This is a genomic window from Maricurvus nonylphenolicus, assembly GCF_042854845.1.
Taxonomy (GTDB): Bacteria; Pseudomonadota; Gammaproteobacteria; order Pseudomonadales; family Cellvibrionaceae; genus Maricurvus; species Maricurvus nonylphenolicus.
The window spans coordinates 3538689-3554816 of sequence record NZ_AP031498.1; the positions used below are offsets into that span (position 1 = coordinate 3538689).

General features: G+C 48.5%; 12 protein-coding genes. 8 read left to right on the forward strand and 4 right to left on the reverse strand.

Annotated features, from left to right (window positions below; translation table 11 throughout):
* Positions 1-347: 347 nt before the first annotated feature.
* From ACGHZ6_RS15470 to ACGHZ6_RS15480, 3 genes are all read right to left on the reverse strand, one after another.
* A complete protein-coding gene (locus ACGHZ6_RS15470) occupies positions 348-1046 on the reverse strand; it encodes a crotonase/enoyl-CoA hydratase family protein (protein WP_390614889.1) in 699 nt (232 codons plus the stop codon).
* 102 nt (positions 1047-1148) lie between these two features.
* Positions 1149-3296, reverse strand: coding sequence for a molybdopterin oxidoreductase family protein (locus ACGHZ6_RS15475; protein ID WP_390614890.1), 2148 nt, complete (start codon positions 3294-3296; stop codon positions 1149-1151).
* Positions 3297-3407: 111 nt separating this feature from the next.
* Positions 3408-3986 (reverse strand): TetR/AcrR family transcriptional regulator, encoded by a 579-nt coding sequence (locus ACGHZ6_RS15480; protein WP_390614891.1) that lies wholly within the window; start codon positions 3984-3986, stop codon positions 3408-3410.
* Between the two features lie 245 nt (positions 3987-4231).
* Between ACGHZ6_RS15480 and ACGHZ6_RS15485 the strand changes: the two genes are divergently transcribed.
* Positions 4232-6610, forward strand: a complete 2379-nt coding sequence (locus tag ACGHZ6_RS15485) for a TonB-dependent receptor (protein WP_390614892.1) — start codon at positions 4232-4234, stop codon at positions 6608-6610.
* A gap of 132 nt (positions 6611-6742) precedes the next feature.
* Complete coding sequence (locus tag ACGHZ6_RS15490; protein WP_390614893.1) at positions 6743-8965, forward strand: TonB-dependent receptor; 2223 nt, start codon at positions 6743-6745, stop codon at positions 8963-8965.
* A 117-nt stretch (positions 8966-9082) separates the two neighbouring features.
* Here the strand turns inward: ACGHZ6_RS15490 and ACGHZ6_RS15495 are convergent, their stop codons facing one another.
* Positions 9083-9583 carry a GNAT family N-acetyltransferase gene (locus tag ACGHZ6_RS15495; RefSeq protein ID WP_390614894.1) on the reverse strand — a complete coding sequence of 167 codons (501 nt, stop codon included), beginning with the start codon at positions 9581-9583 and terminating at the stop codon, positions 9083-9085.
* A 106-nt stretch (positions 9584-9689) separates the two neighbouring features.
* On the opposite strand from ACGHZ6_RS15495, the gene ACGHZ6_RS15500 reads away from it, so the two are divergent.
* From ACGHZ6_RS15500 to ACGHZ6_RS15525, 6 genes are all read left to right on the forward strand, one after another.
* Positions 9690-10079, forward strand: a complete 390-nt coding sequence (locus tag ACGHZ6_RS15500) for a nuclear transport factor 2 family protein (RefSeq protein ID WP_390614895.1) — start codon at positions 9690-9692, stop codon at positions 10077-10079.
* A 50-nt stretch (positions 10080-10129) separates the two neighbouring features.
* The gene (locus tag ACGHZ6_RS15505) at positions 10130-11359 is read left to right on the forward strand and encodes an acyl-CoA dehydrogenase family protein (protein WP_390614896.1); all 1230 of its coding nucleotides are present in this window, start codon (positions 10130-10132) and stop codon (positions 11357-11359) included.
* Positions 11360-11371: 12 nt separating this feature from the next.
* A complete protein-coding gene (locus tag ACGHZ6_RS15510; protein WP_390614897.1) occupies positions 11372-12514 on the forward strand; it encodes an acyl-CoA dehydrogenase family protein in 1143 nt (380 codons plus the stop codon).
* A 105-nt stretch (positions 12515-12619) separates the two neighbouring features.
* Positions 12620-13399 (forward strand): enoyl-CoA hydratase/isomerase family protein, encoded by a 780-nt coding sequence (locus ACGHZ6_RS15515; protein WP_390614898.1) that lies wholly within the window; start codon positions 12620-12622, stop codon positions 13397-13399.
* A gap of 23 nt (positions 13400-13422) precedes the next feature.
* On the forward strand, positions 13423-14919 hold the full coding sequence (locus tag ACGHZ6_RS15520; RefSeq protein ID WP_390614899.1) for a phytoene desaturase family protein: 1497 nt from the start codon (positions 13423-13425) through the stop codon (positions 14917-14919).
* Positions 14919-16097 (forward strand): FAD-binding oxidoreductase, encoded by a 1179-nt coding sequence (locus ACGHZ6_RS15525; protein WP_390614900.1) that lies wholly within the window; start codon positions 14919-14921, stop codon positions 16095-16097. The genes ACGHZ6_RS15520 and ACGHZ6_RS15525 overlap by 1 nt, the downstream gene beginning before the upstream one ends.
* Positions 16098-16128 lie beyond the last annotated feature (31 nt).

The window sequence follows — 16128 nt, forward strand, 5'->3', positions numbered from 1 at the left end:
CATTACACCAATATGCATAAAATGATAAATAATGTAATTTAGTTTATCTGATTTATATCAATAAACGAATTGTGACCAACGGCCCTATCAGCAAGAAAACGGATCATTCGCCAGTAATGATGGACTTTGAGCACTAGCGTCTAAGGCAACAAGCCCACTGCTCGCGCCATCTGCGGGCTAAACTGGTCTGATATGGTGTTCCAGGTGGAGACACAGCGTGTTTTCGGCTGTTTAAGAATTCAGGGAGAAATATCGCAAGGGGTTGCTGGCTGGAGGAGTAGGTGAAATAAGGTAAAACTAGTCTGTCATCCCTACGCAAGCAGGGATGACAATGTCTGCCGGTATCTTTAGAAAGTCATTTCCATAATCGCCTGACGATCAATCTCAATGACTTCATCCAGGGTTGCCAACAACTCCTTACGCATTTTGACCTTAGTGAGCGCGTGAGCTTCCAGGTTTAACTGGGCGTACTGCTCAGCAAGCGCCAAGGCACGCTCTTCCAGTTGCTCAGGGGCAACCACTTCATCCAGGAAGCCTGCGGTGGTAGCGTCTTGCGGAGACAGCATTTCAGCCAGATTCACACAACGGTGGAAATAGGTAGGCAGTAAACGCTCGCGAGGCAGCTCAATGCCTACATGGTGCATGGTCATACCGATCTGGATTTCATTTAAGCCGATTTTAAATGGACCTTCGACACCAATACGGTAGTCACAACCCAGCAGAATAAAGCAGCCCATAGCCACAGAGTGACCGGTACAGGCTGCAATGACAGGGTATGGGTGGGCTAACAGGCGGCGAGCCAGCTTAGATCCACCGGTAACCAAGTTCGCTCTGGCTTCCACACTGACCATCATCTCTTTAAGGTCAAAACCGCCAGAGAAGATACCTGACTGACCAGCCAACACAACGATCGCCTTCTCTTCGGCTGCACGATCCAGTGCGGCATTTAGCTCTTCAAGCAACGCTGAAGATATGACATTCACTTTACCATTTTGCAGCGTGATAACTGCGGCAGCGCCCTTGCGCTCATAATTTACCAAACTCATAGAACCCTCTCTTTCCGAGTATGTATTCCTGTCTAAAGCAGGATTGTGGGCCTATTATCGACAGACCCACTATGAGCGCAAGAGGTAAAACAGACAATCGATTTAGCTAGCCGCAGTAATGGCCACAGGAACACCGTTAACCGCGGCATTACCGGAGAGCTTGTCGACAAACATCTCATCAGTCAGGTCGTTAACACTGACGCCCGCATGCTCCACAGCAATGGCCATACGAATACCTTTGCGATTGTGCCCCCAACCATGAGGCAAACTTACCACGCCCGGCATCAGCTCATCGGTAACTTCGACGGTCACATCGACACTGTTGATACGTGAGGTTACCGTAGCACTACCACCATCCTGCAAAGACAACTTACTGGCATCGGCGGGATTGACCATTAGAGTGCAGCGATCCTTACCTTTTACCAAACGCTTGTAGTTATGCATCCAAGAATTACATGAACGCACATGACGACGACCAATCAGTAACAGTTCGTTATCCGCCTTATCCTGCTGGTTTGGTTCGACGACTTCAGACCACAGGCGGTCGATATCGGCCATGGCCAACGACTGGTCACAGTGAATTTTTTGATCTGCTGTTTTTAAACGTTCAGGCAGACAAGGTTTTAACTCACCCAGGTCAATACCGGATGGATTGGCCGACACTTTCTCCAACGTTAAACCCAGCTCGTGTCCCTGCTGCTCACCGTAAGGGCCGTAGGCCAAACCCAAGGCGATAACATCTTTAGGTTCAGAACGCGGTTTGGGCTCGTTGCCTAACAAGGCAGCAACACGCTCACCCAAGGCAGTAAAGATCTCATAGTCGTGCAAGGCGCCTTCTGGCTTATCAAATACCGGCGGGTTGTAACGGGTGGTATTGCGCACAGCCAGACCGTGGAAAGCCAGATCGTAATGATCATGTTCCAGTGGTGAAGTCGGTGGCAAAATAATATCGGCGTGGCGAGTAGTTTCATTTAAGTAAGGGTCAACACTGACCATAAACTCCAGTGATTCCAGCGCCCGATCCAGCTGTGCGCCATTAGGGGTTGAAAGCACCGGGTTGCCCGCACCAGTAAACAGGACTTTAATTTGCCCTTCGCCTTCTGTAAGAATTTCTTCAGCCAGGGTAGAACTTGGCAGTTCGCCATTAAATTCCGGTAAGCCGCGTACGCGACTGTGGAAACGGGCAAAGCCACCGGGGTTGGAATTGGGTACGGTATCAACCGCTGGCAATGGGAACATCACACCACCGGGCTTATCCAGATTACCGGCAACAATATTGATGTTTTGAATCGCCCAGTGACACAGAGCACCAAAGGCCTGTACTGAAACCCCCATGCGACCGTAACAGACGGCTTTTTCGGTTTGCGCTAAAGACGTCGCAATATCCACAATAGCGTCAGCACTCATGCCGGTTACCTTGGCGGCAATTTCTGCGCTAAAAGGTTTCACCACCTCTTTAACCGCTTCCACACCTTCAATCCAGGCACCGTAACCCTGATGTTTGGTCAAGCCCTTTTCAAACATTACATTGAGCAGAGCCAGTAACAGAACCGCATCGGTACCCGGTTTTATAAAGTGATGCTCGGTTGAAATATCAGCGGTTTCACTACGACGGGGATCAATAGTGACGACCTTACCACCGCGGGCCTGAATCGCCTTCAGGCGTTTGCGTACATCCGGCACGGTCATCAGGCTGCCATTCGAAGCCAGTGGGTTGCCGCCTAAAATCAGGAAGTAATCGGTGTTATCGATATCAGGAATGGTGATTAGATCTTTATGGCCATAAAACCACAACCCAACCAGGTGGTGCGGTAGCTGATCAACCGATGTGGCAGAAAAACGGTTCTGGGTTTTTAACTGCTTAAACAATACCGGGGGGTGAGTCAGCATACCGTAGTTGTGTACAGCCGGATTGCCCAAATATACACCGAGAGAATTGTCACCGTGCTGCTGGCGAATCTCGACCAGTTTTTGCGCCGTGGTATCCAGGGCTTCTTGCCAACTGATTTCTACCCATTCACTGCCGTCGCCCTGGTCACGCAGTCGCTTCATGGGTTTGCGCAAACGATCCGGGTCAGCATGTAAATCCTGTAACGCCACCGCTTTCGGGCATACATGACCGCGACTCAATGGATCATTTTTATCCCCTTTGATGGAAATAACCTCTTCCCCCTGGGTGACAATTTCCAAGCCACAAATGGCTTCACATAAGTGACAGGCACGATAATGCGTTTTCTGTTCTGCAGTCATGATTTTCTCATCCCTTTGCTAACGATGGACTAACGGCAATTTTTTAGTAATCGCTCTAAAATATGGCAAAATTTTTTGGAGGGCCATTATCACAGCCCTCCAAATCGGTTGTTAATGTAATATCCGTTCTACAGACTCTCGAACCATGGGGTTCCAATCCCGCTTTGGATTCAGTTTACTGCTCACCAGCATACCGGTCATCAGTAATCCCAAATGTTCGGCCAGTAAGGCTGGATCGGCTTTTTCGTTAATGCTGCCTTCAGTCTGTCCACGCTCAATAACCTGCTGCAGCGCTTCGTCAGCAGGTTTTAAATACTGCTTTACCTTCTTGCAAATATCAGCGTCGTGCGGGCCCAATTCCGCCGCAGTGTTAATCAGCAGGCATCCAGATCCCAGCATAATGGCATCGGTGTCAAAGCATTCGGTCAGATAATGGCTAATGCCTGCCACTGGATCTGGCGTTTCCAACATACGCTTTACCCGCTGATTGGTATAGCGATTGGTGTAGTACTCAAGCACACGCAGGAACAGCCCATCCTTACTGCCAAAGCTGTTATAGATACTGCCTGGCGTCAGGCCAGTAGCAGCCTCCAGATCTTTCATACTGGTAGCCGTATAACCTTTACGCCAGAAGCAATTCATGGCGGCAGTTAACACAGTTTCTTCGTTATAGGCCTTGGGGCGTGGCATTGACTTACTCTAACCTTCAACAATTTTAGAACAGTCATTCTATATAACCTGCAATAGATGTACAAGGCGCCACAACCTTGAAGGTGGCGCACTTTGTCAAACCAACCATTTCATGTCTCCGGACTAGATCCAAACGGACTATCCGAATCTTTGATTAGGATAAATCAAAATATCTCGCACCAAATTGAGGCACCTAAAACATCTACACTGATAGGATCAACAATGATTTTGGAGGTATTGTTGTATTGCGACATTTATATCCGGGTACTCTCTATCTAGCGCTAGCAGCGACGTTACCCGCTTCGCTACTCCCGACAGCTTACGCAGCGGAAGATCAACTATCGCTGGAAGAAATTGTTGTTACTGCGCAAAAACGCGAGCAAAGCCTGCAGGATGTGCCCATTGCCATACAAGCACTGGGGGCGGATATCCTGGAACAAAATAGCGTTACCTCTATATCCGACATTGGCAATTTAACCCCCGGCCTCTCTATCTGTAACTCTATCCAGGACGGGGCTGAAATAGCCATTCGCGGCATAGGGACTGCAGTGCTGGGTTTGGGTTTTGATCAAAGCGTCCCTCTTTACCTTGACGGTGTTTACCTGGGACGCGGCTTTGATCTGATCGGCGACTTAATGGATATTCAACAGATCGAAGTCCTTAAAGGACCACAGGGCACCCTATTCGGCCGCAACGCTGCTGCCGGTGCAGTCAACGTCACCACGCAAAGTCCGCAAGAGGATTTTGCCGGTTCAATACGCGCAGGTATCGGCGAAAAAAATCTACGTAAGCTGCAAGGCACGTTGAATATTCCGATCAATGAGCAGCTGGCGCTAAGAGCCAATGCCGCCGTTCGTCAACGCGATGGCTGGCAAAAAAACCTCGATGGAGGTGATCCCCTTTACGAACAGGACCACCAAAGCGGCAGAGTAAAACTGTTATGGTCAATCAATGACGATACCTCTGTTGAATTCACAACCGACTACAGTAAATTTGATGATACTCAAGGTGGATACCTGCTAACTCAAGCATCCAGCGGAATTCCCACGCAGGATCTGGATGATAAATCAGCACCTAGTACCACACGTTTGAGTGATGGTTCCGTCGTCGATCCTGCAGTTGAACGTACAGCCAATGGCTATGCCGCCAAAGTATTGTGGGATATCAACGAGGATCTCACCTTAACCGCCATATCATCCTACCGCACATTTGAACTGGATATGTTTGTGGGCACAGGTGCTCTAACACCTGATGTACTTGATTTAAGCCCCGGCCCTGTTTTCCCCTTTGATAATCTCTCCGTGCTGGTTGATCAAATCGAGATGGAAACGGACGAATACTCACAAGAGTTTCGCCTCAACGGTGTCACCAATAACTGGGATTGGTTTGTAGGTATTAACTTTTTTAAAAGTGAAGCCGAACAAATAGAAACCTTTGCCTTACCCGGTATAGCCGTATTGACTGGCCCACCTTTGCTAGGTACCTACGGCGATGACCGTCAGGGCTCCAAAATTGATACTGAGAGCTTCGGAATCTTTGGAGATGTTATCTGGCATATCACTGATCGTTTAAACGCCAGCTTTGGCTTACGCTACTCTTACGATGAAAAAGAAGTCACGTATTTCAGAGTCCCGCAGAGACTTAACCTCCTATTTGCGACAGTACCCGATGATTTCGCCAACGGTATCACTCAGGATAAAGCCGATTGGGATGATGTCTCCGGCCGTATTGTACTGGATTACCAACTAACCGAAGAAACCATGGTATTTGCCGGTATCACCATGGGTTATAAATCCGGCGGCTTTGGTACAACAACAGGACCTACAACTGCCGCTGCAGGTGGCGCCTTCGATCCGTTTGATAAGGAAACCACCACCAGTTTCGAAACCGGGCTCAAAGCCAAACTGTTAGACAATCGTATGCACCTCAACGCGTCCGTATTCTATACCCACTTTGAAGACTACCAACTACAAATTGCTGACCTGACGCAACCCGCCACAGCCCTCGACCTCAGCGCACCAGAGGCCACCAGTCACGGTGTCGATATTGAAATCAGTTTTGCCATGACCGAACGAATAACCCTGGGTTTGATCAGTGGCTATCTGGAAACGGAATACGCAAAAGATGTGGAAGACAATAATGGCGTAGTTGCCATTCCCGAAGGCCAGGACTTACTTCGTGCCCCGCGATGGACGACCACGGCAACGTTTGACTACACCCTGCCAATAGATATTGGACAAATTCGCTTTAACGCAACCTATACCTACCGTACTAGCCAACGCTTAACCAATTCCACCACCGAATCCCTAACCAGCGCTACCATAACAGCCACCGGAGGCGATCCAGGATTCAGCTTCAGTGAAAACGATCTTGAATCCGGTTCCTACGGTTTATTGAATGCTCGATTGAGTTTTATGACCGCCGATGAACGCTGGGAGATTGCAGCATGGGGTACAAATCTAACCGACAAAGCCTATCGGGATGATGATTCTCTCGCAGTATCCAACGCGTTGCTGGGGGCTATTGGTGGCTTTATTGGAACACCTAACTCCGCGTTTGCAGTAGCCCCCTATACTCGCAACGAACCCCGCATGTGGGGAATCGACGTCACCTACAATTTCTAATTCCAATCCTGTCTGTAAAGATCAATTTTGTGTCTGTAAGTGTCATGCCCGTTCTGGGCAAGAAATTTAAAATCAGCTCACGAGAGATCTATAAATACAACTCTCATAGATTTAATACACTGAGAGACAGACATGAGTTCGAATCAAATCATGAAACCGATGAAATCACTTTCCCCCAGCCTTTTGAGTCTTGCCATTTCCAGTTCAATAATTCCCATGGCCGCAGCCCAAGATAGCGCCTTTACTCTAGAAGAAATTGTGGTTACCGCTCAAAAACGTGAGCAAAGCATGCAGGATGTGGGCATTGCCATAAATGCGTTTGACGGTGAAACCATGGAAGCCATGGGTGTGGTCAACAGTAACGAAATCGCAGCAAAAACGCCGAACCTGAATATTATGTCGCCAGCAGGTGAAGGTGGTGTTGTGTCTGTTTTTATTCGTGGTATTGGCTTGAACGATTTTGCACTGAACAATACAGGACCTGTTGGTTTTTACGTTGACGATAGCGCCATTGGTTCTTCCAATGGTCAATTAACCACCTTATTCGATGTTGAACGCGTTGAAGTACTTAAAGGTCCACAGGGAACTTTATTTGGTCGAAACACCACCGGTGGTGCGCTGAATATCGTCTCGAATAAACCTACCGATGAGTTTGAAGCCTCGGTAAAACTTACCGCAGGAAATTATGGTTACCTGAAAACAGAAGGTATGGTTTCCGGCAGCTTAACCGATACTGTCAATGCACGACTGGCATTGGTTAACTATGAATCAGACGGTTATATCAAAAACCTTAGCACCGGAGACAAAGTAGAAAAGCAGAACTTTGCTGGCCGTCTTTTGTTTGACATCACACCCAGTGACGAACTCTCTATTCTCGTCAACATCCACGGCTCACGTAATGACAGTGATTCCGATCTGTATGGCCTGACTACCGACGCGGACTTCTACGAAGGTACTCACGGCAACAAAGACTACACGATCAACGTCGATACCCTGGGTGGTAGTGTTAAGGTTGAATACGATATTAATGATGCCCTATCGCTAACATCAATCACCTCGTACGACGATTTAAGCAAACGTCATGATGAAGAATCTGACATGTCGCCTTTCGAGGTCGTTGAATTCCAATACAATGTTAACACCCACACCTTTGCCCAGGAGCTTCGCTTAAACGGTGATGTTGACGACATACACTGGGTTGCAGGTTTATATTATCTGACAGAAACCACCAACTGGGATTTACCGACTTTCGCTGACGACCTTCCATTAGGCGGTGGATTAATGTTTGGCGACAGCAGCGGTGGCGGGCATCAGGTATTAACCACGCAAGCGATTTTTGGCCAAGTAGAATACGATATTGCCGATGACTGGACATTGACGCTGGGTGGTCGATTTACTCAGTTAGACGTTGATTTTGACACGCAAACCGAGATTCCCAACTTTGCTTTGATTCCATTACCATCATCGCTGGACTTTAAAGACAAACTCACCAATGAAGAGTTCTCCGGCAAAGTAGCATTAAATTATTATGCGACTGATGACGTCATGTATTACGGCTCAATCACCCGAGGTTTTAAAGGCGGTGGCTTTAACGGTGGTGTTGTCAGTGATCTGGCTAATTTCCCGGCAACAGCAGAATACGATCCAGAGATTCTGACCGCTTATGAACTAGGTTTTAAATCAACTCTGCTCGATAACAGCCTGCGCTTGAATGCTGCACTCTTCTATTACGATTATGAAGATGCTCAGGTTTTTAACAGTATTGCTGATCCGAATACAAATTTACCTCAGAACAAGATTGAAAATGCCAAAGCGTTGGAACTGTACGGTGTTGATATCGATTTAACCTGGCAGCCCACCGAGGCTTTATTTATTCAGGCCGGTCTGGGTTACACCCATTCCGAATTCGATGAATTCGATCTGACAGTACCACTGGCGACAGGAACCAGCAGTACTGACCTGAGTGGTGAAACGCCGCAAAACACACCGGAGTGGAGTGCCAACCTGTTGGCCAACTACACCTGGACCTTGGGCGACAATGGTTTACTCATGGCCCAAATTGATGGTTCCTACCAAAGTGAAGTTTTCTATACCAATGGCCGCATTATCACCCCAGGTGATCCTTCCAGCTATGACCGCAACGAAGAGGTAGGCCAAGACGGTTACGCGCTTTGGAATGCTCGGCTTTCCTGGTTTGATGCCAACGAACAGCTCGAAGTTGCCCTGTGGGGTAAAAACCTCAGCGATAAAGAGTATGCCGCCTATATGTTTGAGCTAACCGATGTTGCCGGTGGTGATCAGGTGATGCGTGGTACACCGCGTACCTATGGTGTAGACATTAAGTACGCCTTCTAAATCGTTTCTTACTTAAGCTTTTTCCTTAAGTTTCTCTCCAGGCATATGCTCTCACATGCCTACTTAGCGCCGCAGGATGCATCCGCCATCCTGTGGCTTTTTTATATCCGCGTTTCATCATTCAGGAGAGCTCAGTTTTTTCTCCCAAAAAACTGCCTGCCCGGCTTGTGGATCCAGCTCATAACCTGCGAAGCCAAACTGCTGATACACTGCTTGCGCGCCCTGATTACCCGTTAAAACTTCCAAGGTTAACTTACAGCAGCCCCTTTCAATAGCCTCCTGCTCTACCACTCTCAGCATTTCCAGAGCCAAGCCTCGGCGCCGGTACGTCGGAGCGACAATCACATCGTGAATGTTCACCAAGGGCTTGGCCTTGAAAGTAGAGAAGCCGGTAAAGCTGTTAATCAAACCTATGGGGGTATCCCCATCCCAGGCAATCACACTATAAGCCCCAGGAAATGCTTGCAACTTGTCCGGTAGCTCCTCCACCACCTCGTCCGCTAGCGGTTTGCCCCCACCCATAGGGTCATTGGCGTATTCCTGCATCAGTTGTCGCAGAGCCTGAGCATCCTGTAGGCAGGAATAATCAGCAAGAGTTACGGTAATTTCAGAAGACATAAGCAACCTAAAGGTAAACATATGTAATTAAGAGGTAAATCATTTGAATCCCAGCTGTGAATAATACCCTGTATAGCCAAAGAAGTTACCGATTGAGGATAAGTTTATGCAGCCTGCAGTGATTCAAACATGGCACCACATCATGGAAACCAGCGATATAGGCAGTATCAAAGATCTGCTTGCCGATGAGGTGGTTTTTCACTCCCCCGTTGTTCATACCCCTCAAGCCGGTAAAGCCCTCACCAATGCGTATCTGACCGCAGCGAACCATGTACTGGGGGCCGCCAACTTCAAATACACACGAGAAGTCATCAGCGAACAAGATGCTGTACTGGAATTCACCGCCGAGATCGACGGCATTCAAATTAATGGCGTGGATATGATTCGCTGGGATAAGGACAACAAAATCATCGACTTTAAAGTCATGCTGCGCCCGTTAAAGGCCATCAACATGATTCACCAATTGATGGGCCAACAGCTCTCAGCCCAACAGTAATTCAAAAACGTTTACCTATAACGCAACACGCATTTTAGTTGGAGTTATTCATGTCAACTACCGCCAAAAAAGACACGCCGGAACAGGCAGAATTCAGAGCCTATTGCCGCCAATGGCTGCAAGATAATCATCCCGGAGAACCACCGGTTGCCCTGCCACAAAGTGAATTGGAACTCAGTGATCCAGCAGCACTGGAATGGTTACAGGCCTGGCAAAAATCTGCTTATGACGCAGGCTTGGTCGGTGCCGATTTTGACAAAGAGCATGGCGGTGGTGGCAAAACCGATTGCCAGCGCATTGCCAACCAGGAAATGCAGGCCGCCAAAACACCTTTCCTCCCTAACCTGATTGGTTTGCGCATGTCAGCGCCACCCATTGCCATTCACGGCCAGGAAGATGTTAAACGCGAGCTGTTACCTAAACTGTTATCCGGTGAAGAAATCTGGTGTCAGGGTTTTAGTGAACCTGGCGCCGGCTCAGATCTGGCCAACCAAAGTACCTTTGCGGAAAAACAAGGTGATAAATGGATCGTAAACGGTCACAAGGTGTGGACCACCCTGGCCCACTTTGCCAGCTGGATGATTTTACTGTGCCGTACCAGTAAGGATGATAAATACAAAGGGTTGAGTTTCTTTGTTATTCCCATGAAATCCGAAGGCGTAACCGTACGCCCGTTAATTAAATTGACCGGTGAAACCGGCTTTAACGAAGTCTTGTTTGAAAACGTCGTATTGGATGATCGTTACCGTTTGGGGGAAGTGGGCGAAGGTTGGCAAGTGGCTATGACCACCCTGACCCATGAACGTGGTGCAGGCCCGATCACCATTCCACAGGCAGGCGGTATGGATACCGAAGATAAACTGGATGTATTCAGCACCGGACCACTGATCGAACTGGCCAAAAAAAGTTACCGCAACGGCAAACCTGCTGCAAACGATGCAGGCGTGCGCGATGAGTTAATGCAACTCCTTATTCGCGAGCGTGCCATGCAAGAAAATGATCGCCGCCAGCGTGTAAAAGAACTCAACGACAACCCAGTACGCCTATCCCTGCAACACAAGCTGCTGCTGACGGAATTCCATCAAGACCTGGCGCAACTGGGTTATGAGATTGAAGGCGCCGGCAGCACGCTCTATGCCAACGATCCCAATGCACCCGATGCTGGCCAATGGCCACTGGCCTATATGAACAGCTTTGGCATGACCATCGCCGCCGGCACGAATGAAATTCAGCGCAACATTCTGGGTGAGCGAGTTCTGGGCTTGCCGAAAACCAAGTAGGAGAAGACATCAATGACACTATCAAAAGACTTTGGTTTCGGCGAATATGAAGTGATGCTGCGTGATGCGGCGAGGAAATTCTTTACCGACAACAGCCAACCGGATCAGATTCATCGTCTGGTGGCCGATAACCCCGACTTGCATCGCCCCATCGAAAACAAATGGGTACCCGAGCAGTGGCAGGAAATCTGCGAGCTGGGCTGGCACTCGGTGTGCATTCCGGAAGAATGTGGCGGTGCTGGTATGCCCCTGGTAGCCGCCGTGGCAATCGCTGAAGAGGCCGGTAAAGCGGCCTTCCCCTCTCCCCTACTGACAACCTATAACAGCGTTGCAGTACTAAAAGCCTGCAACACTGAAGCGGCTAAGCTGACGCTGGAAAAAATCACCTGCGGCAGCGCCGCAACACTGGCTATGACTAACCAGAAAGGTTCCTGGGAAACAACGGATACCGACGTTTCCGTTATCAATGGCAAACTCAGCGGTACCGCCTACTTTGTTCAGGACGCTCAAAAAGCTGACTTGCTGATCGTTTCGGCAGCATCCAGTGATGGTATCAGTTTGTATGCTGTGGATAGCAATGCTGAAGGCATCAACATAATCGCTGATGGCATTATCGACCTAACACGTGATCAGGCGCATATCGTATTTGATCAAGTAACCGCCACCGAAATTGCAGGCCCAGGCCAAGGTGATAAAGCATTGACCAAAGCCATGCCCGCGATCCTGTGTATAACTTCTGCAGATATGGTCGGTGCCGGCGAATGGCTACTGCAAACCACCACCGAATATGCCACCACTCGAGTGCAGTTTGAACGCCCTATAGGTTTCTTCCAGGCAGTAAAACATCCGCTGGTTAATGTGATGCTTGAGATTGATCAAGCCAAATCACTCACCTATGCCGCCGCTTGTGCTTATGAAGAAGCTCCCGAACAAGCTGAAGAGCTGTCTCGTATGGCTAAATCCCGTGCCAGTGATATGGCCGTATTCTCTGCCAACCGTGCGGTGCAGTTCCATGGTGGTATTGGTTTTACCTGGGAATGCTTCGTGCACTTGTACTTTAAACGCCAAATGCATAACCAGGTGCTGTACGGCGACGGTAAGTATCAACGTGAGAAGTTGGCAGAACACTTAATCGGTGCCGATGGCAACAACTGATTTAATCACGCCCAGCGTTCGACAATTTATAAAACTAAGTCCGGTGAACTTATGCTCACCGGCACGGGAGCACCTTGCCTCCAAAATCTGTAGGAGATTCTGACAATGAACACATTTGAATTTATTGATGTCAGTGTAAATAACCATATTGCCACGATCACCATTAACCGTGCCGATAAGAAAAATGCATTTAATAACCAGACCATGGAAGAGTTTGGTGCTGCCATTGATGCCGTCAACAGCAACGATGATGTGCGTGTCGTTACCATCGCAGCAGCCGGCGATATTTTCTGCTCCGGTATTGATATCAATGGTTCCATTGATGTCACCTCCGCTCAAACAACGCCGGAGAACATCTGGAAGCCGATCATTTTAAGTATTAGCCAAGCCCCAAAACTCTACATAGCCGCGGTTCAAGGACCCGCCATCGGCTTTGGTACAGCGATCATGCTGGCCTGCGATATGGTCATCATGTCAGACAAGGCGTTTATGCAGTTACCTTTCGTCAACTTCGGCTGGGTTCCTGATTGCGGTGTTAACTGGGAACTGACACGCCAGCTGGGTGTTAAACGCGCAATCGAGTTTGTCACTGGCGCAGAGAAATACAGCGCCGAACGCTGTGTCGAGTTTGGACTGGCGAACAAAGCCGTCGCCGCAGAAGACTTTGACTCAACCGTAGCCAAGCTGACACAAAAACTGGCAGCTCAGGCGCCTTTAGCCCTAAAAGAAGCCAAGCGCATTATTCGCCTGAGCCAGCATATTGAACTGCCTGAAAGCATCAGCCTTGAAGCAGAAACCCAGCAAAAGCTCTTCCAAACTGCTGATGCCATGGAAGCCATGACGGCGTTTATGCAAAAACGCAAACCCGTGTTTACTGGCAAATAATCCCCTCAACAGGAGAACTGTTTATGAATACATACGATGCCATCGTCATAGGCGCAGGTAACGGAGGGTTGGTCGGTGCTCTGACTCTCGCCAAAGCCGGCAAAAAAGTCCTGTTACTGGAAAAACACAATATTCCCGGTGGCGCTGCCACCACCTTTGTCCGTGGCCGCTTCGAATTTGATGTAGCCCTGCATACCCTGTGGGGAATCGGCACCGACGACAACAAAGGTGCCCTGCGCGAGATTTTTGAAAAACTGGATGTCTACGACAAGCTGGAATTTGTCGAGCAGAAAGAGATTTTTACCCTCAATGTAAAAGACCGTTTTAAAGCGGACTTCCCCTACGAAAAGTCTGCCTACCTCGACACCCTGTGTGCTATTAGCCCCGATGAAGCAGATAACATTCGCGCCTATCAGGATCTTCTCGATCGAATGGCAGAAGAGTTTTATCGCCTCTATGACCACCTCGGTGAAGATATTAACGAAGAAAACTTCCCTCTAATGTTTGAAATGGGCGCCCGATCCGGTGAAGAAGTTCTACACAGCTATATCAAACACCCGGTTATCCGAGCAGCCTATTCCATTCTTGACGGTTACACCGGCATACATGTTTCGAAGATTCCGTTTTTGCTACTTGGCTGCCTGTACGAATTGGGCGGCGGCCATCACGTCAAAGGCGGCGCCCAGGCTATGTCGAATGCCATCATTGAAGAGTTTGAAGCCTGTGGCGGTCGAGTGATCTATCACGCCGAAGTGGATAAGATCAACATAGACAACAACCAGGTCACTGGTGTGCATTTAAAAGACGGGCGTGAATTCCAAGCCAATAGAATTCTTTCCAACGCCAATAAGGTACGCACCTACGTCGACTTTATTGACGAAAAACAAGTGCCTGAAAGCCTGTTTATGAACCTCAAGCCATCCAAACCTGGCTCTTCCATTTTTGCTCTGTATATCGGACTTAACTGCTCCCCCGACAAAATTGGCCTGGAAAACGGTATCAACTATTTGATGGATCCTTCTATCAAATCCATTACCGCTGACGCCCGCAACAATAATATCGACTGGGCTAACTCGGTGTATATGTCCTGCTACAACATCGATGATCCCGATTACAGCGAACCCAACACCAGCGCTATTACCGTATTGGTAGGTAACAACGTCGAGCCCTGGATGAACCTGTCCCAGCAGGAATACCATGACCGTAAATTTAAACTCGCCGACAACGTATTAGATCTGCTGGAGAAGTTTCACCCCGGCATCCGGGATCATATCGAAGAGCTCGAGTTATCCACACCCTTAACTCATATGCGTTACCTGGGTTCACCCGGTGGAGCTATTTATTCTCACTCCGCCAATTTTAAAGACCTGATCACCAACAAACTGGATCCTCGTTCACCGATTGAAGGCCTTTATTTCTGCGGCGCCTCGATTATTGTTGGTGGGTTTAATGGTACCTATATGACCGGACACTCAGTGGGTTCACTGATGCTGAAAGAAATGACCGAGGAGGCAGCGTAATGAACTATCGCTTCGACAAACAGAGCTTCGACAAACTCAACGGTATAGATGAAATCCGCGAAGAGATTCGCGCCCTGCAAAAATTCAACCCGGATCCCCGCGCCGACAAAGGATTAGTCGATAGAGCCGTTGCTCAATACCATCCCCACGGTATAAAAGTACGCGTCAGCGAGATTATTGAAGAAACACCTTCCTGTAAAATACTGCGTTTACGTCCCGTGGAAGGTTTGCTACCGCCATTTATCCCAGGCCAATATATAAACTTGGCGTTGAAAATCGATGGCAAACACACCAGTCGCGCCTACTCCATCGCTTCTGCCCCTAGCCAGCGTGGTTACTATGAAATCGCAGTACGCCACAAACCCGACGGTTATGTAACGCACTACCTGCTGGAAAAACTGACCGTTAATGAAGAGCTGGAAATCTCAGCACCTGCTGGCCAGTTCTATTACAACCCGTTGATCCACGGCAAAGAAATTGCTCTCGTAGGTGGTGGTAGCGGCATCACACCGTTTATGAGCATCGTCGAACACTACTACGAGAAAAATGACCCTGATCTGAAAATCGATTTGATCTATGGTTGTGCCGACGAAAACGATGTTATTTACGGTAAAAAGCTGCAAGCCATTGCCGAACAATTTCCCAACTTCAACTTTCATCTGGTGATATCGAACCCTTCTGAAAGCTACGAGGGTTTAACGGGCTTTATTACCGCTGATTTGTTACAGCAAGTGTTGGGGGATGTGAACAAAAAACGCTTCTACCTTTGTGGCCCGGAAGTGATGTACCAGTTTGTCACAAAGGAACTGGAATCCCTGGGCGTTGATCGCAACAGCCTTAAGCGTGAAGTTCAAACCCCGCCGTCTGATCCAACACAATTGGAAGGCTGGCCTGAAGGTATCAGTAAAGATCAAACGTTTACCATAAAATTAACGGATGGGCGTGAACTGCAAGGAAGTGCTTCGGAGCCTGTTTTGAATACACTTGAACGTTACGGAGTCTATGTACCTTCTGAATGCCGGGCTGGGGAATGCAGTATTTGCCGGGGGAAGGTAATTGCTGGAGATGTATATCTTCCTGCAAGCATGCGTTTACGGAAGTCAGATCATCAATATAGATATGTACACCTTTGTGCAGCTTACCCCACCAGTGATATTACTATTCAACTTGATGTATAACCCTTGGTATTGGGGTAATCACTAAGCGAGA

Excerpts from the sequence above, each read along its gene's own strand:
- ACGHZ6_RS15470 (WP_390614889.1), bottom strand. The coding sequence starts at position 1,046 with ATGAGTTTGGTAAATTATGAGCGCAAGGGCGCTGCCGCAGTTATCACG.
- ACGHZ6_RS15475 (WP_390614890.1), bottom strand. The coding sequence starts at position 3,296 with ATGACTGCAGAACAGAAAACGCATTATCGTGCCTGTCACTTATGTGAA.
- ACGHZ6_RS15480 (WP_390614891.1), bottom strand. The coding sequence starts at position 3,986 with ATGCCACGCCCCAAGGCCTATAACGAAGAAACTGTGTTAACTGCCGCC.
- ACGHZ6_RS15490 (WP_390614893.1), top strand. The coding sequence starts at position 6,743 with ATGAGTTCGAATCAAATCATGAAACCGATGAAATCACTTTCCCCCAGC.
- ACGHZ6_RS15495 (WP_390614894.1), bottom strand. The coding sequence starts at position 9,583 with ATGTCTTCTGAAATTACCGTAACTCTTGCTGATTATTCCTGCCTACAG.
- ACGHZ6_RS15500 (WP_390614895.1), top strand. The coding sequence starts at position 9,690 with ATGCAGCCTGCAGTGATTCAAACATGGCACCACATCATGGAAACCAGC.
- ACGHZ6_RS15505 (WP_390614896.1), top strand. The coding sequence starts at position 10,130 with ATGTCAACTACCGCCAAAAAAGACACGCCGGAACAGGCAGAATTCAGA.
- ACGHZ6_RS15510 (WP_390614897.1), top strand. The coding sequence starts at position 11,372 with ATGACACTATCAAAAGACTTTGGTTTCGGCGAATATGAAGTGATGCTG.
- ACGHZ6_RS15515 (WP_390614898.1), top strand. The coding sequence starts at position 12,620 with ATGAACACATTTGAATTTATTGATGTCAGTGTAAATAACCATATTGCC.
- ACGHZ6_RS15520 (WP_390614899.1), top strand. The coding sequence starts at position 13,423 with ATGAATACATACGATGCCATCGTCATAGGCGCAGGTAACGGAGGGTTG.
- ACGHZ6_RS15525 (WP_390614900.1), top strand. The coding sequence starts at position 14,919 with ATGAACTATCGCTTCGACAAACAGAGCTTCGACAAACTCAACGGTATA.